Annotated in this window: 28 protein-coding genes; 12 read left to right on the forward strand and 16 right to left on the reverse strand. The window is 63.0% G+C overall.

What is annotated here, in order from left to right:
- Positions 1–64: 64 nt before the first annotated feature.
- Positions 65–859 carry a ZIP family metal transporter gene (locus LIX00_RS13890; protein ID WP_227353783.1) on the forward strand — a complete coding sequence of 265 codons (795 nt, stop codon included), beginning with the start codon at positions 65–67 and terminating at the stop codon, positions 857–859.
- A 215-nt stretch (positions 860–1,074) separates the two neighbouring features.
- Here the strand turns inward: LIX00_RS13890 and LIX00_RS13895 are convergent, their stop codons facing one another.
- Positions 1,075–2,025 carry a hypothetical protein gene (locus LIX00_RS13895; protein WP_227353784.1) on the reverse strand — a complete coding sequence of 317 codons (951 nt, stop codon included), beginning with the start codon at positions 2,023–2,025 and terminating at the stop codon, positions 1,075–1,077.
- A 157-nt stretch (positions 2,026–2,182) separates the two neighbouring features.
- Here LIX00_RS13895 and LIX00_RS13900 point away from each other — a divergent pair, with 157 nt between their 5' ends.
- From LIX00_RS13900 to LIX00_RS13910, 3 genes are all read left to right on the forward strand, one after another.
- Entirely contained in the window at positions 2,183–3,220 is a 1,038-nt protein-coding gene (locus LIX00_RS13900) for a PAS domain S-box protein (protein ID WP_227353785.1), read from the forward strand.
- Between the two features lie 70 nt (positions 3,221–3,290).
- Positions 3,291–3,602 carry a nucleoside triphosphate pyrophosphohydrolase gene (locus tag LIX00_RS13905; protein WP_227353786.1) on the forward strand — a complete coding sequence of 104 codons (312 nt, stop codon included), beginning with the start codon at positions 3,291–3,293 and terminating at the stop codon, positions 3,600–3,602.
- A 57-nt stretch (positions 3,603–3,659) separates the two neighbouring features.
- Complete coding sequence (locus tag LIX00_RS13910) at positions 3,660–3,965, forward strand: hypothetical protein (protein WP_227353787.1); 306 nt, start codon at positions 3,660–3,662, stop codon at positions 3,963–3,965.
- A gap of 23 nt (positions 3,966–3,988) precedes the next feature.
- Here LIX00_RS13910 and LIX00_RS13915 read toward each other — a convergent pair whose 3' ends face one another.
- Positions 3,989–4,303 carry a DUF8593 domain-containing protein gene (locus LIX00_RS13915; RefSeq protein ID WP_227353788.1) on the reverse strand — a complete coding sequence of 105 codons (315 nt, stop codon included), beginning with the start codon at positions 4,301–4,303 and terminating at the stop codon, positions 3,989–3,991.
- Between the two features lie 16 nt (positions 4,304–4,319).
- Between LIX00_RS13915 and LIX00_RS13920 the strand changes: the two genes are divergently transcribed.
- The gene (locus LIX00_RS13920) at positions 4,320–4,973 is read left to right on the forward strand and encodes an HAD family hydrolase (RefSeq protein ID WP_227353789.1); all 654 of its coding nucleotides are present in this window, start codon (positions 4,320–4,322) and stop codon (positions 4,971–4,973) included.
- Between the two features lie 40 nt (positions 4,974–5,013).
- Here LIX00_RS13920 and LIX00_RS26510 read toward each other — a convergent pair whose 3' ends face one another.
- The 4 genes from LIX00_RS26510 to LIX00_RS13940 form a co-directional block, all read right to left on the reverse strand.
- Positions 5,014–5,436: a DUF7972 family membrane protein gene (locus tag LIX00_RS26510; protein WP_497007345.1), complete on the reverse strand. Its 423-nt coding sequence runs from the start codon at positions 5,434–5,436 to the stop codon at positions 5,014–5,016.
- Complete coding sequence (locus LIX00_RS13930; RefSeq protein ID WP_227353791.1) at positions 5,352–5,564, reverse strand: DUF7563 family protein; 213 nt, start codon at positions 5,562–5,564, stop codon at positions 5,352–5,354. Before LIX00_RS13930 ends, LIX00_RS26510 begins: the two co-directional genes overlap by 85 nt.
- 10 nt (positions 5,565–5,574) lie before the next feature.
- Positions 5,575–5,775, reverse strand: a complete 201-nt coding sequence (locus LIX00_RS13935; protein WP_227353792.1) for a DUF7835 family putative zinc beta-ribbon protein — start codon at positions 5,773–5,775, stop codon at positions 5,575–5,577.
- Between the two features lie 211 nt (positions 5,776–5,986).
- Positions 5,987–6,664: a helix-turn-helix domain-containing protein gene (locus LIX00_RS13940; protein ID WP_227353793.1), complete on the reverse strand. Its 678-nt coding sequence runs from the start codon at positions 6,662–6,664 to the stop codon at positions 5,987–5,989.
- Between the two features lie 198 nt (positions 6,665–6,862).
- Here LIX00_RS13940 and LIX00_RS13950 point away from each other — a divergent pair, with 198 nt between their 5' ends.
- Positions 6,863–8,437, forward strand: a complete 1,575-nt coding sequence (locus LIX00_RS13950; RefSeq protein WP_303659899.1) for a right-handed parallel beta-helix repeat-containing protein — start codon at positions 6,863–6,865, stop codon at positions 8,435–8,437.
- A 65-nt stretch (positions 8,438–8,502) separates the two neighbouring features.
- Here LIX00_RS13950 and LIX00_RS13955 read toward each other — a convergent pair whose 3' ends face one another.
- Complete coding sequence (locus tag LIX00_RS13955; protein ID WP_227353794.1) at positions 8,503–9,504, reverse strand: DMT family transporter; 1,002 nt, start codon at positions 9,502–9,504, stop codon at positions 8,503–8,505.
- A gap of 27 nt (positions 9,505–9,531) precedes the next feature.
- On the opposite strand from LIX00_RS13955, the gene LIX00_RS13960 reads away from it, so the two are divergent.
- From LIX00_RS13960 to LIX00_RS13980, 5 genes are all read left to right on the forward strand, one after another.
- Complete coding sequence (locus tag LIX00_RS13960; RefSeq protein ID WP_227353795.1) at positions 9,532–9,750, forward strand: DUF8015 family protein; 219 nt, start codon at positions 9,532–9,534, stop codon at positions 9,748–9,750.
- An 86-nt stretch (positions 9,751–9,836) separates the two neighbouring features.
- The gene (locus tag LIX00_RS13965) at positions 9,837–10,469 is read left to right on the forward strand and encodes a phosphoesterase (protein WP_227353796.1); all 633 of its coding nucleotides are present in this window, start codon (positions 9,837–9,839) and stop codon (positions 10,467–10,469) included.
- A gap of 57 nt (positions 10,470–10,526) precedes the next feature.
- Positions 10,527–11,069, forward strand: coding sequence for a uracil-DNA glycosylase (locus LIX00_RS13970; protein ID WP_227353797.1), 543 nt, complete (start codon positions 10,527–10,529; stop codon positions 11,067–11,069).
- A gap of 357 nt (positions 11,070–11,426) precedes the next feature.
- Entirely contained in the window at positions 11,427–11,879 is a 453-nt protein-coding gene (locus LIX00_RS13975; protein ID WP_227353798.1) for an ester cyclase, read from the forward strand.
- A gap of 233 nt (positions 11,880–12,112) precedes the next feature.
- The gene (locus tag LIX00_RS13980; protein WP_227353799.1) at positions 12,113–12,556 is read left to right on the forward strand and encodes a VOC family protein; all 444 of its coding nucleotides are present in this window, start codon (positions 12,113–12,115) and stop codon (positions 12,554–12,556) included.
- 70 nt (positions 12,557–12,626) lie between these two features.
- Here LIX00_RS13980 and LIX00_RS13985 read toward each other — a convergent pair whose 3' ends face one another.
- The 4 genes from LIX00_RS13985 to LIX00_RS14000 form a co-directional block, all read right to left on the reverse strand.
- Entirely contained in the window at positions 12,627–13,697 is a 1,071-nt protein-coding gene (locus LIX00_RS13985; protein WP_227353800.1) for an S-adenosylmethionine:tRNA ribosyltransferase-isomerase, read from the reverse strand.
- A complete protein-coding gene (locus LIX00_RS13990; protein WP_227353801.1) occupies positions 13,697–14,419 on the reverse strand; it encodes an SDR family NAD(P)-dependent oxidoreductase in 723 nt (240 codons plus the stop codon). The genes LIX00_RS13985 and LIX00_RS13990 overlap by 1 nt, the downstream gene beginning before the upstream one ends.
- A gap of 120 nt (positions 14,420–14,539) precedes the next feature.
- Positions 14,540–16,060: a phosphoenolpyruvate carboxykinase (ATP) gene (locus tag LIX00_RS13995; protein ID WP_227353802.1), complete on the reverse strand. Its 1,521-nt coding sequence runs from the start codon at positions 16,058–16,060 to the stop codon at positions 14,540–14,542.
- A gap of 168 nt (positions 16,061–16,228) precedes the next feature.
- Positions 16,229–16,657 carry an RDD family protein gene (locus LIX00_RS14000; RefSeq protein ID WP_227353803.1) on the reverse strand — a complete coding sequence of 143 codons (429 nt, stop codon included), beginning with the start codon at positions 16,655–16,657 and terminating at the stop codon, positions 16,229–16,231.
- A gap of 114 nt (positions 16,658–16,771) precedes the next feature.
- Between LIX00_RS14000 and LIX00_RS14005 the strand changes: the two genes are divergently transcribed.
- Positions 16,772–17,587, forward strand: coding sequence for an aldo/keto reductase (locus LIX00_RS14005; RefSeq protein ID WP_227353804.1), 816 nt, complete (start codon positions 16,772–16,774; stop codon positions 17,585–17,587).
- An 85-nt stretch (positions 17,588–17,672) separates the two neighbouring features.
- Here the strand turns inward: LIX00_RS14005 and LIX00_RS14010 are convergent, their stop codons facing one another.
- The 5 genes from LIX00_RS14010 to LIX00_RS14030 form a co-directional block, all read right to left on the reverse strand.
- On the reverse strand, positions 17,673–17,867 hold the full coding sequence (locus LIX00_RS14010) for a cold-shock protein (RefSeq protein WP_227353805.1): 195 nt from the start codon (positions 17,865–17,867) through the stop codon (positions 17,673–17,675).
- A 316-nt stretch (positions 17,868–18,183) separates the two neighbouring features.
- Complete coding sequence (locus LIX00_RS14015) at positions 18,184–18,843, reverse strand: iron-sulfur binding domain-containing protein (RefSeq protein WP_227353806.1); 660 nt, start codon at positions 18,841–18,843, stop codon at positions 18,184–18,186.
- Positions 18,844–19,137: 294 nt separating this feature from the next.
- Positions 19,138–19,404 (reverse strand): hypothetical protein, encoded by a 267-nt coding sequence (locus LIX00_RS14020; RefSeq protein ID WP_227353807.1) that lies wholly within the window; start codon positions 19,402–19,404, stop codon positions 19,138–19,140.
- A gap of 275 nt (positions 19,405–19,679) precedes the next feature.
- On the reverse strand, positions 19,680–20,951 hold the full coding sequence (locus LIX00_RS14025; protein WP_227353808.1) for an McrC family protein: 1,272 nt from the start codon (positions 20,949–20,951) through the stop codon (positions 19,680–19,682).
- 7 nt (positions 20,952–20,958) lie between these two features.
- The gene (locus tag LIX00_RS14030; protein WP_227353809.1) at positions 20,959–23,589 is read right to left on the reverse strand and encodes an AAA family ATPase; all 2,631 of its coding nucleotides are present in this window, start codon (positions 23,587–23,589) and stop codon (positions 20,959–20,961) included.
- Between the last annotated feature and the right edge of the window lie 194 nt (positions 23,590–23,783).

Genomic DNA, 23,783 nt, shown 5'->3' on the forward strand with positions numbered 1-23,783 from the left:
GCGAACGCGCCCGACAGACGCCGGATTTTTGTCCTCGCGATTCCTCTCCCAGCGTAACCCCGATATGGTGGAAGAGCTGTTCGTCAAGTTGGTCGGGCGAAATCGCGTCGTGTGGGGCTTGGCCGGCGGTATCATCATCGCGGCGCTCAACACGTTCGGCGCGCTCCTCGTCCTCCTCTGGAACGACCCCTCCGAGCGCGCGCTCGATTCCGCGCTGGGATTCGCCGCCGGCGTGATGCTCTCCGCGAGTTTCACCAGCCTCATCCTCCCCGGTATCGAAGCCGGCGGCGTCATCCCGGTCGTCGTCGGACTCTCCCTCGGCGTCCTCGCGTTGGATCAGGCCGACCAGTGGGTGCCGCACGTCCACGTCGTCGTCACCGGCGACGTCCGCGAGAACGGTTCGACCGACCCGCGAACCGCCTCCGTGCTCCTCTTCATCGTCGCCATCACCCTCCACAACATGCCGGAAGGACTCGCGGTGGGCGTCGGCTTCGGGGCGGGCAACCTCGCCGACGCGCTCGCGCTGACGCTCGCCATCGGCATCCAGAACGTCCCGGAGGGGCTGGCCGTCTCCATCGCCGCGCGCAACGCCGGGTTCGGGTCGCTCTTCTACGCCGCGGTCGCGGGCATCCGGGCCGGACTGGTCGAGATTCCGCTCGCCGTATTCGGCGCGTTCGCCGTCCAGGCGGCGATGCCCCTCCTCCCGTACGCGATGGGATTCGCGGCGGGCGGCATGCTGTTCGTCATCAGCGACGAAATTGTCCCCGAGACTCACGCCCGCGGAAACGAGCGCGCGGCGACCCTCGGGATGATGCTCGGCGTCGTCGTGATGCTCTACCTCGACGTGGCGCTGGCGTGAGTTCCGAAAATCCATCGACCGAGGGCGACTCCGCCGAGCGACCGCGATGCTCCGCGGTCTCCGTCGCCCGTTCCGAGGCGACCGTATTTGATATAGCGTTATTCGATTCATCACACCCTTCGGCCGCCCTTTTCGAATCGAGGTACCGAGGGCTACGAAGCCGAGGAGCACCTTCTGAAGGGTTCGACGGCCGAGAAAAAACGGCGCGGGATCGACTACTTCAGACCGCGCGCGGCGAGTTGGTAGGCGAGCACCGTCCGCATCCCATCGACGAGAGACTCGATATCGACGCTCTCCGTTCGCTCCTCCCGGTTCGTGACCGCGTCGTACCGCCGGTGCCACTCGGCGATGAAGCGGTCTTCGATGTCGTTCTCCTCGATGGTGGTCGTCACCCGCGCGATGGCGTCTTCGTCGTCCGGGTCGAGGTCGTCCGACGAGACGAAACCGTTCTCCAGCGCGTAGACGACCGGTCCGGCGGTGTAGTCGCCTTCCCGCAGTTCGCGCTCCCACGTCGTCGTCCAGTTACCGATTCGCGCCATCCGTTGCAGTTCCCAGATGACCGAGCGAAGCGCGGCGAGGTCGGCGGCGTCGAACGCCGGGGAGTACATCAGGTCGATGTCCGCGTAGGGGAACATGAGCATGTTGTGGGGGTCGTAGTGCTCGATTCCGGCAATGTTCGCCATTTCGACGTGGTCGTTCACGACGCAGGAGTAATCGATGGCGGTGAGCGTCTGCCGGAGGTCGCAGTCGAAGATGTCCTTGTACTCGTCGCGTCTCGGCGCGTCTTCGATGCCGCGCTCGAAGGCGCCCCAGACCCGCTGGATGAACCGCAGTTGGTCGGCGTCGACGCCGTCTCGGTCGAGATTCACCGTCTCGGAGCGGTACGGAATTTGGCACGCCTCCTCGAACGTCTCCCGGTCGTGTCCCACTTCCGCGAGGTCGTCCAAGAGCGTCACGAACATCGTGAGGATGGTCTTCTGCGCTCGAACCGTCTCGGCGTGCTCCGACGACACGCACGACAGGGTGAACGAGGGGAAAAGCGTGTATATCCACTGCCAGAGAAAGCGATCGCGATCGCCGACGACGTCGTCGTACTCGTCCGCCAACTCGTCGACGGGTTCGGGAAGTATCGTCGCCGCAACCTGCGAGAAGTGATCTGGGGGCATCGGGAGCTCGTCCAGTGACAGCCGGCGGGCCATTCTTCTGCCCTTTCGTAGTGTATCGATAATGAAAACGCTTCTGCTACATTTACTTCCTGACGACTGGAAAGATATTTACTATCGGTGACCATATCCTCTTAGAACGGAGGGCGAATCGAGACACATGGGGAGCACCGACTTGGAGATTTACAAAGCGGCGTTTCGGGCGACGAAGAACCCGGCCATCATCGCCGACACCAACTTCGTCGTTCGCGACGTCAACGAAGCTTGCGTCGATTTCACCGACTACCGTCGGGACGAACTCGTCGGCGACACGCCGCTCAAACTGTTCAATCAGGCGGACGTGTACGAAGAGATGATATCGGTGCTCGCGCGCGGCGAACCGTGGGTCGGCGGATTCGAGACGACGACGAAGGACGGACGACTCATCCACGGCCGCGGGTCGTGCGTTCCGATGTACGTCGAAGATTCCCTGTGGGGGTACGCGGGCTTTTTCACGGACCTCACCGAACGCCGCCAGCACGAACAGAGCCTTCGAATTCTGAACCGCGTCCTCCGCCACAACCTGCGAAACGACGCGAACGTCGTCCTCGGCCACATCGATATCGTCGCCGAGGAACTGGACGACGACGCCGTCCAGCGGTCGCTTTCGACCGCCCGTCGGCGCGTCCGCTCCATCGTCAAGTACGCCGAGACCGCCCGCAATTTGGACGAACTCCTCTCCGAGCGAACGACGTCGTCGCTGTTTCCCGTCCGAATCGACGACGTCCTCTCCCGGGAACTCCGCTCCGTCCGCGAACGCTACCCCGACGCGGAGTTCGTCGCCGAGTTCGCCGCCGACCCCGCGTTCGTCGCCGCCGACGACGCAGTCGGCGTCGCGCTCGAAGCCGTGTTCGCGAACGCCGTCGAGCACAACGATTCGGCGGTTCCCCGCGCGAACGTCCGCCTCGAAACCGAGGGGTCGCACGCGACGGTGGCGGTGGAAGACAACGGTCCCGGCGTTCCCGAGGGCGAACGCGACCTCGTCTTCGGCCGGGAGGAGGTCAGCCCCCTCCACCACGGGCAGGGACTCGACCTCTTTTTCGTCGACCACCTGATGGAGAAGTACGGCGGCGGCGTTTGGGTCGAAGACGGCGACGACGGCGCGCTGTTCAAACTGCGGTTCCGAACCGCGGACCCGGCGGACGACGGAGACGAGTGACCTGACCGGCGTTTCGACGCGACGGACCTCGTTCGACACGCACTTCTTTCTCGCCCGCGCCCTCCGTCACGTGCCCCGAGAGTACGACAAACTCGTCCGCGACCGAATCCCCGACATCGTCGAAGCGAACGGCGAGCGTCCGGTGACGCACGTCGCCGAGGGCGAGGAGTACGACCGACGACTCGCCGAGAAACTGGACGAGGAAGTCGCCGAGTTCCGCGACTCCGGCGACCCGGAGGAACTGGCCGACGTGTTGGAAGTCGTCTACGCGCTCGCCGCCCGCGCGGGCGTCTCGCGCGACGAACTCGAACGACTCCGAACCGAGAAAGTCGACGAGCGCGGCGGATTCGAGGACGGCGTCGTGCTGGAACGCGTCGAGTGAAAAACGGCCTGCGACTGCAACCCCGGCGGGAATACGCCTCCGCGAAGAATCGCCGATATGCCGATAACGACGTACGCGCTCGTCGTCCGCGAGAACGAGAACCGCGAGGGAATCACCGCGGAGGTCCGCGAGGACGAAACCATCGAGGAGTCGGCGAGGATTTCCTACGACGATTACGGCCTGACCGCGGAGCGCGAGGAGACGTCGGACGAGCGGCGCACCGAGTTCGCCGCCGACGTGACGACGCTCCGAATCCAGACCGAGCGGGACGGCGAGGGCTTCCAGTTCCGCGTGCTCGGGGACGGCGAGACGCTCGTCGAACAGCGCGTGACCGACGACGAGTGGAACGTGACGGCGAAGTAATCCTCGACCCTGTCCCGCGACCGTCACACGGAGAGTCGGACGACGTCCTCTCGAACGTCGGCCACGAACTGGCGCTGTAGCTCGTGGGTCGACTGGTGGACGACCCCGTCCCACCGCAGTTCGTCGAGCGTGCCGGGGTCGGCGTCTGGACCGACTTCGACGTACAGCGACCCGTTTCGCACCTCGTCCACGACGCCGACTTCGGTCCCGTCGGCGGCGACGACGCGCTTTCCGACCTGTTCGTCCGTGAAGTTCGAGTCCGGTTTCATCGTCGACCGTACGCGCTCGACCGCCGAGTTCGTTCCGGCCGGGAAACCGGAAGCGCTACTGTCGTCCATCGAGCACGTTTCGAAGATGAGTTACGACGCAGTGTTGTTCGATAACGACGGCGTGCTCGTGGAACCCGCCGCCTCCTCCACGCTGCGCGAGGCCGTGCTGACCGCGTTCGCCGAATTCGACGCGGAACCCGACGCGGACCACGTCGACGCCCTCTGTCGCAGCGTGACCCCCGACGACTTGGACCGGGTGTGCGCCGCCCACGACCTCGACCCGGCCGAGTTCTGGGAGGTGCGCGACGGCGCCGCCTCGGAAGCCCAACTGCGCGAACTCCGCGCGGGGCGAACGACGACCTACGACGACGTGGGCGCGCTCGAACGATTCGAGCGTCCGCTGGGAATCGTGAGCTCCAACCAGCACGCGACCATCGAGTTCATGCTCGACCACTTCGACCTCGGTCGCCACTTCGAGACGTACTACGGCAGACCGCCGACCATCGAGGCCGTCCGTCAGAAGAAGCCCGAACCGTACTTCCTCGAACGCGCGCTGGCGGACCTGGGGGTCGAAGACGCCCTGTTCGTCGGCGACAGCGAGAGCGACGTGCTGGCCGCCGTCAACGCCGGTCTCGACTCGGCGTTCATCCGTCGGCCGCACCGCGCGGACTACGCCCTCTCCGTCGACCCGACCTACGAAATCGAGGGCTTGCCCGAGATTCTCCCGCTCGTGGAGTAGCGTCACCCGCCGCGACGCGTCTCCGCACTTCCGCCCCGGGTCATCCGTCGGTGATGAACGGGGCCAACATCGGCATTCGACCGACGATGGTCGAGATGCGAATCACGTACGAGGTGAGTACCGCGAGCGGGGCGAGCGCGGCGGTCGAATCGGAGAGGGAGTCGACGTGTTCGTTCCTGATTCGGTAGGCGGCGTGAATCTGCCACGCGCTCTGATAGAACAGCATCGCGACGAGGAAGTCGAACCGACCGAACTTCGATTGCGCGAGCGTCGACGCCTCCCCGCACGAACTCTCCGCTCCTCGGGGACTCCGGTCGAGAAGGAGAACGCTCGTCTCTCTCCGCCGGTCGAGAACGCTCCCGGCGACCGAAACGAGGGTTATCTTCCGAACGACGAACCGTCCGCGTCCTCGGCGCTCGCACCGCCGTTTTTCACCTTCGTCGCGGACATGCAGTCCAGACAGCCGAACACTTCGTCGTCGTTGTTGCCGAAGACGCGGGCGAACTCCTGCGTGACGAACGCGCCGCAGTTTCGACAGCGATACTCGTTGGGGTGGGTGGTCTCCCCCGTCGGTTGCATCGATTCGCTCATGATTGTAACCCTAGATGTCGTTCATTCGCTGTCGGGATTTGCTCCCGCACTGGGTGCACTTCGTGACGCGATACGGCTCCCGCGAGTACTCCGCGTTCTCTGCGTCGTCGCTCTCCGTGATGAGTTCGACCGTCACGTGATGCTGCGTCTTCGCGGTGCAGTTCTCGCACTGTTCGACCGTCTCCTTGAGGTCTGGCTGAGCGGTTGACATGGTGACGCTGGTGGGTCGAATCGGTTGGCTCGCTATACTATCGCGGGTCGGGATGACGCTACTAAATAGCAAACGCGCCTCGTCAATCGTCGTTGTACCTGCGTGGGCAAGCCGCTCTTTAGTGACGCCTTTCGACCGACAAATTTCGGAGCACCGTCTGGCGTCCGATTCGCCGGTCGAAAACCGACCGTCGCCCGACGACTCCCTTCGCTCAGTCCTCTCGCCTCGCGCCCTCGCGGGCGTCCGTCGGTTCGCCGACGGTCGAGCGAATCAGCGTCTCGGTTCCGCGCCGGAGTCGTTCGGAGACCGCTTGATGGCTGACCCCCAGTCGCTCCGCCAGCTCCTCGGCGGACGTCTCCCGGGGAATCGAGTAGTAACCCGCGTCGATTGCGGCGAGCAGCGTTTCTCGTTGCACGGCGGTGAGGCCGTACCCGTCCCCGCGCTCCCCGTCCGCGCCGTAGAGGCAGGAGAGGTCGAACGTCAGGTCGCGTTCGCGGCAAAAGGCCGCGTACTCCTGGACGCTCTCGCGGTTCGGAAACCGCATCTGAACGTGCCAGCCGTCGCCCGACCGCTCCGCGGACATGAAGACCGCGCCCAACTCGGCCCAGTTCCGGTAGGTCACGTGCTCCTCGCCGCGTTCGGAGAGCGCCACCCGATAGAGGTTGACTCCGTCTATCTCGGCCAGCACCGTCCAGTCGGCGACGGTCTGGTCGGCGTCGAGTCCGGCTTCGAAGGCGGCGAAGTCGTCGCCGCTCGTCCGAAACGTCATCGTCGTGGCGGTCGACGGCGTCTCCGTCTGTTGTACCACCGAGGCGGTCAGGTCGGGCACGTCACGCAACGCTCGGCGGAGAATCGGCGTTTCCAGTCGGAAGGTGGCCACGACCGACATTCGATTCCACTTTCGGGCGGCATCGGTTTAAGACAACCGGCTCCCGTAATCGCCCGGAGCACGGTTACTATCGCCGCGGTTCTCGGATACGAAAAGGGACTCGCCGAAGCGCCGCGGACCCCTCCCGAACTCGGACGACCCCGTCCGCGACCACCGTCGGCCGGGAGCGATTTACCGGTTCGAACAGAGGAGAGACGCATGGACGACTCCTCGAGCGATTCGACGACCGACCGGTCGACCGAGAACGCCTTCTTCGCGGGGAAGCCGTGGCACGACGCGGTCGCGTACGGCGCGACGGGCGACGGCGCGAGCGACGACGCTCCGGCGCTCCAGAGCGCCGTGGACGCGGCCGCGGACGGCGGAGGAACCGTCTACCTCCCGCCCGGCACCTACCGCGTCGAATCGCCCGTGACGCTTCGTTCCGGCGTCCGGTTCCGCGGCGAGGGGATGGGCGCGACGACGCTCGTGGCGGACGGCGACGACTACGCGGCGCTCGAAGGGTTCGGAACCGCGGACGACCCCCTGACCGACCTCTCGGTCGAGTCGATGGCCATCGACTGCTCGGCCCTCGGCGACGGGGAGACGTACTCGACCGGCGAGAAGTGCATCTACTTCCAGAACGTGAAACGGTGTCGCATCGTCGCCGTCTACGCCTACGGCGCGCCCGCGACCGGCATCGGGACGGATTTCATGGTCGACAGCCTCGTCCACGGCTGCATCGCCGAGCGAAACGGGCGGCTCTGGTCGCCCGGCGACATCGGGGCGAACGGCATCGGAATCGGGGCGGGGCGCTTCTCGGCGGAGACGGTCACGGTCTCCGACTGCCACGCCGCGGACAACGGGAACAACGGCGTGATGTTCGAAGCCCAAGGTCCCGACGAGGAGAACGTCCACGCCGGGTTCATGACCGCGGTCGGGTGTACCGCGCGGGGGAACCGCATCGGCTTCCGCGACTCGGCGGACCGGGCCGTGAAGTTCCTCGGCTGTTCGACGACCGAGAACGACGAGCACGGATTCGTCGTGAGCGACAAGGACGACACGTCGCCGCCCGCGACCGAACACCGCATCGCCGACTGCCACGCGGTCGACAACGGGGAGCACGGCGTCGCGGTGCTCGACGGCGCGGGTCCCGTCCTCGACGTGGCGGACTGTCAAATCTCGGGGAACGACGGCTGCGGCGTCTTCGTCGCCGAACCCGTGGACGGGGCGGTGTCGGTGTCCGACTCCGCCGTGTTCGAGAACGCCCGGTCGGGGGTTCGATTCGAGAACGGGGGCGACCACCTGCGGGTCGCCGGCTGTTCCGCGTTCCGAAACGGTCGCGGCGGGGACGCCGCTGGAATCCGACTCGCCGGCGGGGCGGGAACGTACCGATACGCGACGCTCTCGGACAACGACTGTTACGACGACCGAGACGAACCGACGCAGCGGATCGGCATCGACATCGAGGGCGAACACGAGGGGACGAAGGTGGTCGGCAACACCCTCGCCGGAAACGCCGAGGCGGCGCTTCGGTTCGAGGGACGTCCAGAACTGCTCCGGGACAACGTCGGGTACCGAACCGAAAACGGCGGTCGGGAGGCGGTGGCCGACGGCGAGGAGATTCGCCACGGCCTCGCGGATCGACCGACCGCCGTCACGCTACAATCCGAGTCGAAAACTCGGGCGTTCCCCGGCGAAATCGACGATGAGACGGTCGAGATCCGACTGGTGGCACCCGACGACGAGCCGGTCGAGTCGACGGAAACCGTGCACTGGGAGGCGCGGATTCGCTGACCGGCTCGGAATCGCGACGCCTTCGGGCGGTCCCGGAGCGACCGATCCGCGCTCGCCCCGACGGTTCACCGACCCGGTCCGCGATACTTCGACACCGTCGCCGCCAACTCCTTGTTCTTCAGCAGCGCGAACCCGGCGAGGATGACGAAGAAGCCGACGAGCACCGTTGCGGAAACCGGTTCCCGAAGGAGGGCGCGGCCGACGACGAGGGCGACGACGGGATTCACGTACGTCACGAGATTGGCTTCGAGCGCCCCCGCCCGCTCGAGGAGCGTGAAGTAACCGAGGAACGCGACGGCACCGGCGAGCACGCCGAGGTAGGCGACCGTGGCGACGGCGGCCGGTTCGAACTCGACCGCCGACGGCGATTCGCCGAGCGCCACGGCGACGGCCAGTTGAATCGACGCGCCCACCAGCATCGACCACCCGGTGAGCGCGGGCACGGCGACGGTGGGACGACTGCGACGGACGAGAACGGTTCCGAGCGTCACGACCACCGTGGCGAGCAGTATCAGGAGCCGGCCGACCGACGTTCGGTCGAGCAGGCTCGCGGGAGTCGGGTCGACGACGATCGTCACGCCCACGAACCCCACGACGACGCCGAGGAATCCGCGGGCGGACAACCGTTCGTCGGGGAGCAGCACCCACCCCAGAAGGGCGGTGAGGATGGGGGAGAGGCTGACGATGACAGCGGCGATGCCGCCGGTCGTGAACTGCTGGCCGAGGAACGTGAAGCCGGTTCCACCGATGAACAGCACTCCCCCGGCGGCGATCGCCGTTCGATCTCCCCGCGTGCGGGGTCGCCACCGGTCCGTCGCGAGGAGCGCGTAGGCGAGCAACACGGCCGCGGAGACGTAGTATCGCGCAGCGGCGAACAACAGCGGCGGGAGGAACGCCAGACCGACCTCGATGGCCGGAAACGCGGTTCCGAACAGGACGGTAACGAGGAGGAACAACGCCACGGTCGGCACGCGAGGAGAGTCCGTGTCCATTCGGCTGTTCCCGTACACGCGAGCGGCCGCCTTGATTGCGACGGCCGGGGCCGAATCGGTGGTGCCCACAGACATTCGGCGCTGGAGCTACAACGTGGACGTATGGGTTACACGTGGCAGTACTACGACCTCGTCCTGTTCGGTATCGCCGCTAGCATGACCCTCGGAGTCGGCGTCGGCCTCCTGACCGCCGTTTCCTTACCGCTGGCCGTCATCGCCGGGGGGGTCCTCGCCAGCGCCGTCATCGGACACGGGCTGTTCGTGAACGGGCCCGTCGACGAACCCCGCGACCTGGCGGACGAGGTCGACGCGCTGAACTGAGTCGGTGCGCGGGACCGGAAAAGCGGTCGAACGACGGACTTGAAACGCCACAGGAATTTTGGTCGGCAGACCCGTAGTTGCCCCCGATGAATCCCATCCATCGAGCGATGGAGTACTACCCCTACGTTTTCCATCCCATCACGGTGCTCGGCGTCGGTATCATCGTCCTCATCCACCACGAGTGGCGACTGCAGAACGCCGATACGTCGGCGCTGTGGCGTCGAATCGCGGCGTTTCTCGGTTCGGGGGTGTGCTCGCTCGTCCCGACTGCGGCGTACATGCTCGTCACCGGAACCGGGCCGATGGAGACCATGGAGGGGAACGCGTGGCAAGTGGACGCGCTGGTGGCGAGCGGCGTCCTCATCTCCGCCGGCGTGACGTGGTACCTCTGGCGACGATTCGAGTGGGGAGCGCTCGTGCCGGGCGCGATGCAGGCGCTCGCCGCCGTGACGGTACCGTACATGGCGCTCTCGCCGTTCTGGAACGTCTCCGGACACGTCATCATCGCGCTGATGCCCACGCTCTATCTCACGCTCGTGGCCCGAAAGTTCTGGCCGTCGCTCGCGATTCCCGTGGTGATGGTTCCGAACCGCATCATCCTCGACGCCCACACGTGGGCGCAGACGATAGGCGGATTCGTCATCGCCGCCGTCATCGTGGTCGGTCTCTACCGGTCGCGGACCGCCGGTTCGTCGCGCGCCGAATCGGCCGCCGCCTGAGTCGTCGGGCCGTTTCCTTTTCGGGCCCGCGGCGCTAGTTCTTCCAGAGTGGTTCCAATGAGTCCGACGTTCGAATCCGAGTTCGAAGACGTACTCGCCGCGGTGCCGGAGGAACAGTTCGACCGTTCGCGCTTCGTCCCGTCGGTCGGCCCGCTCGACGCGGACGTGATGCTGGTCGGCGAAGCCCCGGGCGAGCAGGAGGTCGAACACGAGGAACCGTTCGTCGGAAGCGCGGGCGGACGGTTGAACAGCGCGCTCGAATCCATCGGCGTCGGTCGCCGCGACCTCTACATCACCAACCTCGTTAAGGTTCGCCCGCCGGAGAACCGCGACCCGCGCCGGGCCGAGATAGACGCGTGGTGGCCGGTGCTGGAAGCCGAGATCGAGCGGGTGGACCCCACCGTCATCGTCACGCTCGGGAGTTTCGCCACCCGCGAACTGCTCGACACCGACGAGAACATCTCGGACGTCCACGGCGAGACGTTCGAACTCGCCGACCACGACGTCGTTCCGACGTACCACCCGGCGGCGACCTTCTACGACGAGAGCAAGAAGGGGGAGATGGAGGACGATTTGAAGTCGGTGTTCGGCCGGGTGTAGGCGCGCTCCTCGACTCGACCGCCACCCGTCGAACGCCCGCGTGACGGACGGCACCGACGTGCGAAGGGTGCCGCCCGTTCTCCGTCGGCCGAAGGCGTGCGGTTCGAGGCGACGACCGACCGGAACCGCTGGTAACGAAGGAACGCGTACCGCGAAAGGCGAGAACGGTACCGGCCCGTCTCCGGCCCACCTCACCGACCGGGATTTTCTTCCGCCACGTCGTCCAACGCGAACGAACTCCCCCCCTCGGTCGCTTCCCCCTTCGCTCTAATCCCGCCCCCGTCACTCGTCGCGGAGGCGTTCGACTCGGCCCCGTCCTTGATTACGTTCGGCGTCGATTCGTTTGCGGGGACAAAAATGACACTAGAAGAGAACAAAGAACTCGTTCGACGCGACACCGAGGAGGTCTGGGGGGACGAAAACGTCGAGTTGATCGACGAGATATACGACGAGGACTTCGTCCTCCACGACCCGTCGTCGCCGGACGAGACGGGCGGTCGAGACGAGTACAAGGAGTACGTTGAGACGTATCGTACCGCCTTTCCCGACGCCGAGTACGCGGTCGAGGAGATGGTCGCCGAGGGCGACTCCGTGGCGCTCCGGTACACCGCGCGCGGCACCCACGAAGGCGAACTCGCGGGCATCGAACCGACGGGCGAACGAGTCACGGTGTCGGGGATGGAGCTGTACCGCGTGGCGAACGGGAAGATAGCCGAGATGTGGACGAACTACGACGCGCTCGGCGTCTTCCAGCAACTCGGCGTCGTGCCGCCGCTCGACGAACTCGCGCGGGAATCGGGGGGCGACTGACCGGACCACCTACACGGAGACCAACGCCGTGATTCACGTTTCGCTTCGTCCCGCACCACTCGGAAACGATTAAGTACGCCGTCGCGGTACGAACCGGTAGGATGGCGCTGTAACGGACTCCTCTCGTTCTCGCCCGCTCCGCGCCGAGCACGCCACTCGCCGTGGGTCGAGCGCCCGCTCTCCGTATCGCTTCTACGCGCCGCGTAGTCCCAACGGTACACGAAACTACACCGATGCCAACAGACGACGAATCGAAATCAGACGTCGACATCTATCCGATGCCGATGTTCGCACAGTTCGCGGTGACCGACCTCGACGCTTCGACCGACTGGTACCGAAGCGTCGCCGGCTTCCGAGAAGTTGCGCCGCTTCCGGGTCTCTCCCACCTCCGCTACCGCCGGTACGCGGACGTGATGCTCGTCCCCGCCGAAGCGGACGCGGACGAGCGCGGGCGGGGTCCGTCCCTGCATATCAACGTCGAAGGCGAAACCGTGTCGGACGTCTTCGAACGTGCGACGGAAAACGACGCAACCGTCGTGCGAGAACCCGCCGAAACGCCGTGGAACACGCGGGAAGTCGCGCTGGCCGACCCGGACGGGTACCGAATCGTCTTCACCGAACCGGTCGATACCGAACTCGACTTCGAGACGGTGATCGACCGACTCGATTCGAAGTAACCCGCCGACTCCTTTTCCCGCCGACTCCTTTTCCCGCCGAGCGAGTTCTCTCGCGCCGACGGAGAGCGATTCAGCGTCGTCCGTCGTCGGCGCGAAGGAGGTGGAGGTCGCCGAACTCGTGCCAGCGGAGGCGGTGGCGGACGGCGGCGTCGTAGGCGGCTCTGACGGTCGATTCGCCGCCGACGGCGTACAGCATCGCGAGGTGGGTCGTCCCGGGGTCGTGCAGCCCCGTGAGGAGCGCGTCGACCGACCGAGCGCCCGTCTCCGGGCTGACCACGCGCCGGGTGAAACCGTCGACGGGACGCGTCGTCCCGTCCGGTTCGGTTGCGGTTTCGAGCGCGCGAACGACGGTGGTTCCGACCGCGACCACGCGGCCGCCCCGGGCGCGCGTCTCGGTCACGACGCGCGCGGTTTCCGGGTCGACGGCGACCGGTTCCGGCGTGACCGCGTCGCGCCAGTCGGGAACGTCGTCGGCGTCGAGGCTCGAAAGCCCGGTGTGGAGGGTGACGGTCGCGAACCCCACGCCGGCGTCGGCGAGTCGGTCGCGGACGCGGGCGGTGAGCGCCCGTCCCGCGGAGGGCATCTCGCTGCTGCCCGGAACCGACGCGATGGGCGTCCGATAGGCGTCGAGCGGGAACTCGTCGGCGACGTAGCCGTACCGAACCGGACGACCGTGAGCGGCCATCACGTCGTACGGGTCGGCGTCGAACCGGACGAACAGGAAGCGGTCGATGGCGGGGTGGCGGGCGACGACGCGGGCGGTCGCCGCGCCGACGCGAACCTCGTCGCCGGGAGCGAGGCCGATCGGCCCCGGGTCGGCGCGGCTTCGGCGCGGTTCGGCGAGCCAGACGCGGTCGCCGTAATCGGTGGCGAGGTTGAGGACGAACGCGCCGGGCGGCCCGGTCGCGGGGAGGCTCGCCGGGAGGGTGTCGGAGTCGTTGGCGACGACGAGGTCGCCGTCGTCCAGGAACTCCGCGACGTCGGTGAACGCCGCGACGCGGTGGTCGTCCCCGTCGGAGACGAGGAGGTCGACGTCGTCGCGGCGACAGTCGAAGCACCGAACTTCCGGAGGGACGGCGGCCGCGAGGTCGGCGGGACGGTGGAATCCGAGGTCGACGTCGGCGGCGACGGAGGCGGGCATCAGACCGCCTCCGTTTCGAGCCAGTCGTCGCCCTGCGCGCGTAATCGGCGACCCCTGACCGTCTCCGGGGAGCGCCCGAACAGCCACGCCCAGAACGGAACGGTCACGTCGGGGGTCGGGCGGTCGCCGATGTCCTCGCCGGGAAAGGCGCGCTGGTGCATGTCGGTCCGCATGTCGCCGGGGTCGACGCTCACGGGATGGAGGTCGTCGCGCTCGACCGCGAGGACGCGGGTGATGTGGTCGAGCGCGGCCTTGCTCGAACCGTAGGCTCCCCACCCCGGGTACGCTTCCACGGCGGCGTCGCTGGAGACGTTGACGACGAGGGCGTCCGGAGCGAGGCGGTGGTCGAGCGCCCGGACGAGCGCGACCGGAGCGACGACGTTAGTGTCGAGGACGCGGCGGAAATCGTCGGGGTCGAGCGCGTCCACCTTCGGGAGGGGACTCGGCCCGAGCGCGGAGGCGTTGTTGACCAGCGCGGTGACGGGCGCGAGTTCGGCGGCGGCGTCGGCGATGCGTCGCCGACCGTCTGCGTCCGTAACGTCGGCGGCGACGGCGATAACGCGACCGTTCCCGGGTAGCGAGTCGGCGGTCGATTCGAGGGCTTCGCGGCCGCGGGCGACGAGGACGAGGTCGTGGCCCGCGCCGGAGAGGTAGTCGGCGACGGTCGCGCCGAGGCCGCGGGAGGCCCCGGTGACGACCGCCGTCGGTGTCGTGTCGGTCATCGCTCGACTAGAGGTCGGGCGTGACGATAAATGTCAGCTGAAATAAATTTGTGTTGGCGGGAGAACGGGAATCGATTCCGGTACGCCCGGTGTCAGTTCGCGCCGAAATCTCCGTCGGCGTCAGTAGACGGCGTCTTTGATGTCCGAGTCGAGGTCGTCGAACGTGTCGAGGTGAACCCGTCGCTCGGTTCGCAGTTCGGACAACCGGCGCTCGTGGTCGGTGACGTGGTCGGCCACGGCGAACTCCTCGACGTTCATACCGGGCACCGAACTGGGCACCGTGAGTCCGGTCGCCTCGTCGTCGGTCCACTCGACGGTGCCGCGGGCGATCTCGCGGAGGATGGTCACCGACTCCTGGACGCCGATGTCCTTCGACTCGTCGCCGAGGTGGCCCGTGTTGAGGACGAAACAGTCCACCCCGAGGTCGTCGATGAGGTCGCGGAACCGGTTTCCTTCCTCGCCTTTCGACCCGACGATGAAGGGGTTCGTGCCGACGACGCGGATGGACTCGCCGGCCTTCGAGGGGTCGCCGGCGCTGGTCTGGATGGACTCGCCGAGCATGAACGCCGCGGCGGCTTCCTCGGCGGAGAGTTTGGCGACCGGCGGCATCGTCGGGTTGCGGGTGATGAAGAACACCTGGTCGATTCCGCCGAGGTCGATGTCGTCGCCCGCCGACGAGAGGCGGTCGCGGAGGATGATAGCCCGACCGTTGGAGGTGTATCGGTCGCTGTCGAAGTCCACGGTTCCGTCGTCGGTCACGTCGACGTTTTCGATCACCGCGGACTCGTGGGTCACGGCGTCGTACATCGCCGGCTGTTCCTCGGCGTCCAACCCGATGGTCTTGACGAACAGCCCGTTCCCCTCGCTCCCGGCGACCGTTCCGTCGGGCAGTAGGGCGCACACGTCGTCTTGGAGCATCGTCGCCTCCTCGCCCGCGTCCTCGTCGAGCCAGAGACCGTGGGCGGTCAGCGTCGATTTCCCGGTGGCGGAGAGGCCGAGGAACGCCTGTCCGACGTTCCGGGGTTCGCCGTCGGCGTCGCGGAGCGCGACGCGCTTGCTTCCGGCGTGGAGGCCGAGTCCCCCCTTGCGCTTGGCGTGGAACATGAACAGCCGGAGGAACGACTTCTTGGCTTCGCCGGTGTAGTCGCTCCCCAGCACCGCGGTTACGCCCTCCTCGGGGAGGACGCGGATGGCGATTTCGTCCCAGTCGGGGACCTGAACCGTGACGAAATCCGGTTCGGCCTCCCCCTCGACGGGTTCGAACAGTTTCGCCCAACCGAGGGCGATGCGACCGTAGCGCTTGGGGACGTACAATCGGCAGCGGTAGGAGTGCTCCGCGTGGCGGCCCATCCGGCGGTCAACGCAGACCATCTCGTGTTCTCGTGCGTACTCGGTCGCGTCCTCGACGTGCGCGTAATCGCTCGGACCGAACGCCTCGTCCACCGCGTTCTTGGTCCTGTCGGCGTTGCGCGAGCGCTGGTCGCTGACGTACGACGGGGACCCGAACTCCGTCGTGGTCTCCAGTTCTCTCGAGAACTCGCGGAGTTGGTCTAACGAGGGGTTGTAGATGATGTTGTCCGCCTCGACGGGATTCGGCAGCGCCGTCGTCGGCGTTTGGACTGACTGCCCAGGGTCTGACATCGTGCTTGGAAGGGATACGCGCGGACGTATAATTATGCACGGTTTATGGCGGCTTAGCGGTGTCATAACACGATTCTCGGCGGAATAGGGATTCGAAACCGAGTAAATAATCTCCGTTGAACGCGGCTAGTCGGCTTCCGGCGAGCGCGCGGCGCGCTCGACCGCGTGCTACCGTCGCCTCCTCACCACGACCGTGTTCGCCGCGAGGTCTCCGAGGCGCTGGCCTCGTTCGGTGAGGCGGATGCTGAGGACGCCGCAGGCGTACCCAACCGGAAGCCAATCCACGAAGCGGAGCGCGGTTCGAATCGCGGCGGCCCGGTAGGTGCATCGAGTTCCGTCGGCCTCGACGACGACGATGCCGACGGCCGCCTTGCCGACGGTGCTCCCCCGACTCCCTTCGAACGCGACGTGATACAGCAGTCCGACGACCGTTCCGAGGAGTCCGAACGCCAGCGCTCGCTCCCCGAGCGAACGCTCCGACCGACTCACCGCGACGAACACCCCACCGCCGACGAAGAGGAGGTCCACGAGGTACGCGGCCGCCCGTCGTTCGACTCCCGCCGCTTCGAGTTCGCGGTGCGTTCCGACCGAATCCATTCGAATCCGTCTCCCGTCGAAGCTACTCGCCGCGCGCAACCTATCCGTTTCGGCGGCCCGCCGCCCGACTTTTCTACCCCGCGAACGAAACGCCACGGCAGAGGGTGTTCCACGATGGAGTTCATCACCGCGCAGGGCGCCGAGATACCCGCGCTCGGGTTCGGTACCGCTCGGTTCGACTCGAACGACGTGTGCCGGCGGGCGGTCGAGGTGGCGCTCGAAACGGGGTACCGCCACATCGACACCGCCCAGATGTACGGCACCGAGGGGGCGGTCGGGTCCGCAGTCGCCGCCGCCGAGGTCGACCGCGACGAGGTCTTCGTCACCACGAAGCTCAACGACGACAATCGAAGCCGCGACCGGATGCTCGATTCGACGAAGCGAAGTCTGGAGGAACTACGGATGGACACCGTCGACCTGCTGTTGATTCACTCCCCGAACGAAACCGTCCCGGTCGAGGAGACCATCGGCGCGATGAACGAACTGCAGGACGACGGCGCGGTTCGACACGTCGGCGTGAGCAACTTCTCGGTCGACCAGCTACGCCGGGCGCGGGACGCCTCCGAGACGCCCGTCGTCACGAATCAGGTCGAGTATCACCCCCACCGCGGGCAGGGGGACCTCCTCGAGTTCTGTATCGACGAGAACGTCATGCTGACGGCGTACAGCCCGCTCGACATCGGGAGCGTGATGGAGGATACGGCGCTCGTCGAAATCGGAAACCGCCACGGGAAGACCGCACCCCAAGTCGCGATACGGTGGCTCCTCCAACAGGAGATGGTCTCCGCGATTCCGAAGGCGGCCGAACACGAACACGTCCGGGAGAACTTCAACGTGTTCGACTTCGAACTCTCGGACGACGAGATGCGGCGGATATTCGAGGGGGCGGGCGGTTTGAGCGACGGACTGCGCGAGCGTCTGGGGTTGTGACGGAGCTATCGCTCTCGAAGAATCGGTGTTCTGAAAGAAATAACGTCACGCCGTGTCGCCTCGCGGCGACGGTGTGAAACTCTCGTTAGTCGCGGACGACGTTCGTCGCGCGCGGCCCCTTCGGAGCCTGTTCGATATCGAATTCGATCTCAGTACCTTCCGTAAGATCCTCACCGCCAACGTCCTCCATGTGGAAGAAAACGTCATCGTCTGCATCCTCGGTGGAAATGAAACCGTAGCCGCCAGTGTCGTTGAAGAAGTCAACTTTACCGTTTGCCATTACGATTAAACAGAGATCCAGTACACGGTTAAGTGTTTGCATTCGTCCTCGAAAATCAGTTCTGATTTGACGATTGTTCTGTTTCCAGTTGTGATGGTGGTCATCCGACCACGTACTGTGGGTTTTATCGAGATGCGGTGCTCGATTCGTCACAAGGACCGCGGACTTCCGTGGTATCCACACATCTCCGGAAAATATAGCTCGAATTCGCTGGCAATCGGCCTCGGCACTCGAACCAGTGAATATTACCGACTTACAAAAATTTCTATATCAGAATTAGTTCCGGCTTTAGAAGCGAAGTACTGTGTATTGATTCTTACGACGATTCTTCTGAACGGTATTCGCAGATACCCTCCAGAGGACAGCTCTCGCAACTCGGATTACTCGCCGTACAAACCTCAGCGCCGAAATCGATGAGCGCGTGAATGTAATCGCTGCTTCGTCCCGAGGGAAGCAGTTCTTCGGCTAATTCCCAGTTCTCGCTTGCCTCTGGTTTATCATCGTAGTCGAGACCGAAAACGCGAGAGAGTATTCGAGCTACATTCGTATCGACGGCGGCGACATCCTTCTCGAACGCATGGGCCAGAACTGAAGTCGCAGTATATTCTCCGACGCCTTGGAGTTCGAGCAGTTCAGACCGAGTATCCGGGACAGAACTATCGTAGTTCTCTACGAGCTGTTCAGACGCCTCTCGGAAGTATCGAGTGCGCTTCCGTAGTCCGAGCGATTCGATATCGTCTGCAAGTTCCTCTTGAGGAGTATCGAGTATCGATTCCGGTGTCGGATACTTCTGGACGAAATCCCCGTAGACATTCAGCACTTGACCTGCAGAGGTCTGCTGGAGCATGAGTTCAGCGACGAGCACATTGAATGGTGTAGCAGCATCTGCACGCCAAGGGAGGTCGTGGCGTCCGTTTTCTTCGTACCAGGTCAGCAGATTTTCGACGAAGAAAGTGGCCTGATTCGGTGAAGGCATAGATACCTCTGGCCCTGCTTTCCCATTTAGAGATTAGGACACCGATATCACTCCTCAAAAGGATACCAATCACAGTTGTAAGGCGAATCTTTGCCTTGTCCTCCAACTGAGAACGTAACAAAGACGCCAAAATCGTACTCTAATTCATCTACATAAGCCGTGAGCTTCTCACGGTCGTACTCGCCCGAACTCCCCGATTTCTTTGCTTCTATCACTAGAAGATTCTCATAGTGTTCTCCCCGCTTGTGAACAATGACATCCGGATAGACCGTCTTAGCATCAAGATCCGGATGCTCAATCCTCTGAGTGTCCTTCTTTGTAGCCTGTCTCGTATTCGTCTCGTAATCGGTTCGACGCTTGCTTTGAGAGGCGAATGACGCCCTTGTTGAATCGCCGGATGGCGATGTAGATGTATAGCAGGAGGAAATACGGCCAGAGAAACAGCCCGATGACGGCGTAGATGACGAGTTTGAGGAACCTATACTCTATCGGGCCGATATGGATGCCACCTATCTGGATGCAGCGCGATTCGCCTTGCTGGTCGCTGTCTGAATCAGTCATCGTATTCTCCCTGTCAAAGCCGTCGCTGCTAGAACTAGCAGCGGCAGTAGGACCTATTCAGAGAGACGGCCCGAATAAATATAAAATTACTTACTTATTCTCCGAATCCTGTAGCTGGATGTCCTCGGCCACATAGTATTCAGCGTACAGTCTCAGTACCTCTGACTGATTCCACAGGATGAATGATAGTTGGCATTTGGTAGATCATCAGATGCGTTAGTGGTTGAATGGCGTTACTCTGCGTGCCATCTGTAGCCAATTGAACGAGAGAACAATCAGCTAGACTCTAGCAGAGAGCAAATCTGCTCGTTTATTCTGCCGTGGACGCGGTCAATATATTTACTGAAACCTTCAGCTGTGGTCGGGACAGGGAATTCAGCCAGAGTAAGAGGGTACTCGTCGACGACAGAGTACTCCGTCTCGACTTCACCTCTCTGTTCGGGGTAAATTAGAATGCCTGGAACATCGTGAGCAAACTGATACGATACCATTTGATAGAAGTCTGAATTCGGAGGGCGGCCAAGCTTCCACTTTGCATCACCAACGAGCAAAATCTGCTCGTCTGAATCCCGAATCAGAATATCAGGCCGAATTGAAACTGTGTGCTTTCCATCGGTGACTAAATTGCGAGTCGTCACTTGAGACGCTACTCTCAATCCCTCACGCTCTTCAACTGCCTCCGAAACAGCCCGGTCGACAGCGCGCTCAAATATTTGATTCATATCGATGAGAAGCGCAAACGAGTTCTGCTTCCCTGTCATGAACTCCCGAACGTAGATACTACGGAGAACAAGCTTTGTAAGACGAAGCAAATCAGCATAGTATTCGTTCAGACGAGTGAGTTCAACGCGCTCTAGTGTTGCAGGCTGAATCGGTGTCAGTGTAACTCGTTGACGAAGCAGATGCCGGTGCTTGAGTAGAGATTGCTTCAGAGTTCGATCACGGACGAATCGAGTCAATACGGAGGTCGCAAAGAGAACCGACCGATTCGGGAGAGTATCATAGGTCAGTTCTTCATACGAGCATTCAAATTGGGTCGGGGCAACACCCTGTTTCTGAATTTGCTTCTGTACATTTAGTCGTCCTCGTAGGTGCTTTTCGCTGTCTTCGACCCGGCGATAATCTCGGTGTAGTCCCTGCCGGATGACGTTCTCGAGTTCAGCTTCATAGAGTGCCGCAAGCGCCTCGATAAACGTCCGCCCCGCAGAGATCGATGTCTCGCGCTCAATCGTCACGGACTCGACGCCGTGGGCATATCGCAAGAAGTGGAGCAGGTTCGTCCGGCCCGCTTTCGGGCGAATCTGTATCGTCGGGCCATCCGGTAGCGAGACTATCCCTACGTGTTGCGTCGCTTGAAGTACGGCATTTCCGTCCTGGTCAAATGAAACCCTCAGACGCTCTCCATCGCTGTTCACTTCGGTTTGGAGCATTCGGTGCGCCGAATCACTCAGGTCAAGCGGGTCCGTTTCCTCGTACTCTCGCAGCGTAATGTCGACACTTTCCCCATCTTCGGCGTCGAGCAAAGGGAAGGAAGCAGACTGGGCCATTGATCTACTATCCCTCTCTGTTCGCGCTCGTGAGGGCACCCGACTGAACCTCTGAGCGGATATCAACCAGACGCTTATTGTCGAACCCTGGATGTCGCCAATAGTCCGGCCCGGTCACTTTCCCGCTGTGTTCCGACGCCTGTTCAAGAACGGCCTGAGCTAATCCGGAGAACGAATACTCTTCATCATTGAACAACCACCGAACGCCGTTGCTCTGCCCCGTTTTCCCAGTAATCTCACACCGCCAGAATGCCTCTGACGGGTCGTATGGCCGGTCAGATCCTTCTGGCACTTTCTCCTCATCAAAGACCAGCTCATCGCCTGCCTGGAGTACGCTCTCCTCTAATAGAAGATTCAGCGTGTAGACGGTGTCCGCGCCTTCATCAGTATCGCCGTTAACCTCCGGCTCTACCAAGCTGATATCGACGAAGCTAGCCAGTGCCCGGCGGAGGTCATCCCTCGTGAAGTCCGCAATTTCCTCGGTATCCCAGTGAAACAGTCGACCCCCACTTGCTTGGAAGAGTTCCTCCCGTATTCGTTCAAACTGCCCGAAGTAGTACTCCTCGAGAAGCGGAAGAATCTCGAATTTCCACGCATCGACGATGTCGGCCGCTTCGTCGAGATTCATCAGATACGAATGGCCAATCTGCTTTCCCTTCCCCAGATCAGGAGTATCGACGATGGTTTCGTTTAGCTCTCGAACCGCTAAGATCGAGAGAGTCACCAAGCTCCGATACGGATCCGAACTGGTTCGCGCTACATCCTGAATCTCATTCAGTCCCTCGAAGCCGTGGTGATCGATTAGGACGGAGTAGTTCGGCGGGAACGCTAAGAACCGGAATCGCCGTCGAAGGGCCGCATCAACCAAAGCAATCGAGCGGTCCGCCGTATTCATCGTCCCGATGACGTAGAGGTTTGGAGGCACCGTGAACGATTCCCGGGAGTGAGCAAGCGTGATCTCTACCTCATTAGGTTGGTCGAGGCGTTTGTCGCTTTCGAGCAGCGTGATAGTCTCGCCGAAGATTTGTGCGAGGTTCCCGCGATTAATCTCGTCGACGATCAATACGAAGCGCCGCGCCTCATCGAGGTCATCGTTCTGTTTGGCGTGCTGGTACGCGGTTTCGGCACGCCGGCAGATCCGCTTGAAGACGCCGTCCTCGATTCGATACTCAACCGCCCCATCGTCGGCCTCAGCGGTTAATCCCTCGATGAAATCCTCGTACGAGAAAGAAGGATGGAAGGTGACGGTTTCGAGTTGCTCCATCGTCGGGGTATACTCCGACTGCTGGTTGAGCCACCAGCGGGCGAACTGGCGAGCAGTGTACGTTTTCCCGGTTCCCGGCGGTCCGTAGAAGACAAGTTGCTGAGCCTGCTTCAATTGGCGCTCGATCGTGCCCGTTTCAGCCGGGCGGCGATCTGGAGGCGTGAGTTCATCGCCGCCGTCTCCTTTGTGTCGTCCCTGTAGCAGCGCCCCAAACTTCACGTGGTTCATGTTCGGGTTGATGCCAGTCTCGCTCTGGAGATCGCGGAGTAACGCGACGAACAGTACCTGCCCCTCGTCCAGACTCGACTTTTGAATCGTCGCCGACCCAATTGTCTCCGCTAATTCCTCGAGTCTCTGTGTATTGTCTCTGTAAACCTGGACGATCTGCTCGCACTTGACCGCATCTGGGGCGTCAACGATGCCACCGATTAAGTCACTCCGACGAAGCGCCTCGGTCCAATCGCGGACGATAGTTTCGGCTATCTTCTCTCCCAACCAGTTTTCAGCTCCGGATGTCTGGCTGACTCGTGCTTTGATGTCCTTCGTCGCATCGGTGATTCCCTCGTAGGGGTCGGCTGGTGAGATAGAACCGCCGCCGTCGAACCGGTATCCCCGTTCCTCCAGTAGTTCCGCGAGATACGGGGATTCTTCGGCGAGAATTTCTACGAGCTCATCCGGACATCGAGTGAAGTAGTGGCCCTGATTGAGCGATAACCGCTTATCGTAGAAGATCTTCTCACTGCCCTCGCGAATCTGGCGTAGCCGCTCCTGGTACTCCGGCTTTTCGAGGAGGTCATCGTAGACGTGTATCTGGGGTTCGATACCCTCATACTCTCTGAGCCACCGTAGGTATCCCCCCTGCTCTTGCTGTTCGTCGGTCCATCGATCATCCGGAGGTCCCTCAAAACTCTCGTTTAGCTCCGAGTCGATTACCGAGACACTGGCGAATTGATGTTGATCCTGGAGGAGGTGGATGACAATATCTCCAACCTCGGCCTCACGCATCGTCTCGTATCGCTTCCTTCCTCCCTGGTCCCGGCTGGGGGACATGAGCGCCTTCCCCAGCTTGTATTCGCCTTTCTGTTTGTAGGGACGATTTTGTGTCTGCGTCTTCTCGATCCAGACTGTCGGATTCGTGTTGACCGGTTCGTTCATCCGATAGCGACCGTTTCCGAGGAATTCTATCTCGCCGTCGTCCCTCAGCTCTTGGAGTGTTCGCCGGGTAGATGCTTCCCAGGTATTATTTTCCGGAAACTTTTCTCGGAGCGTCGATTCGGAGAAGTCGAGAAGATCCTGTAAGCCGAATTCCTGCGTGTTATTCTCTTTGCAGAAGCGCGTAATTTCGGCGCGGATCGTGTCACGCCACTCAGACATATCTCTATCACCTCAATGAGACCTTATGAATATGGTGACTACCTCCTGTATCGGTGCTATAGATATTTTGGAGATTGAACCAATCCGTAGAGCTGCTGCCAAAGACCACTACTCAGCGTATAGTATGATAAGTGCTGACCGAAACCAGAGTGTAGATGATGACTGATATTCGAAGTAGAAATGGATGCGTTAGC

This window comes from Haladaptatus salinisoli (assembly GCF_020614375.1).
Taxonomy (GTDB): Archaea; Halobacteriota; Halobacteria; order Halobacteriales; family Haladaptataceae; genus Haladaptatus; species Haladaptatus salinisoli.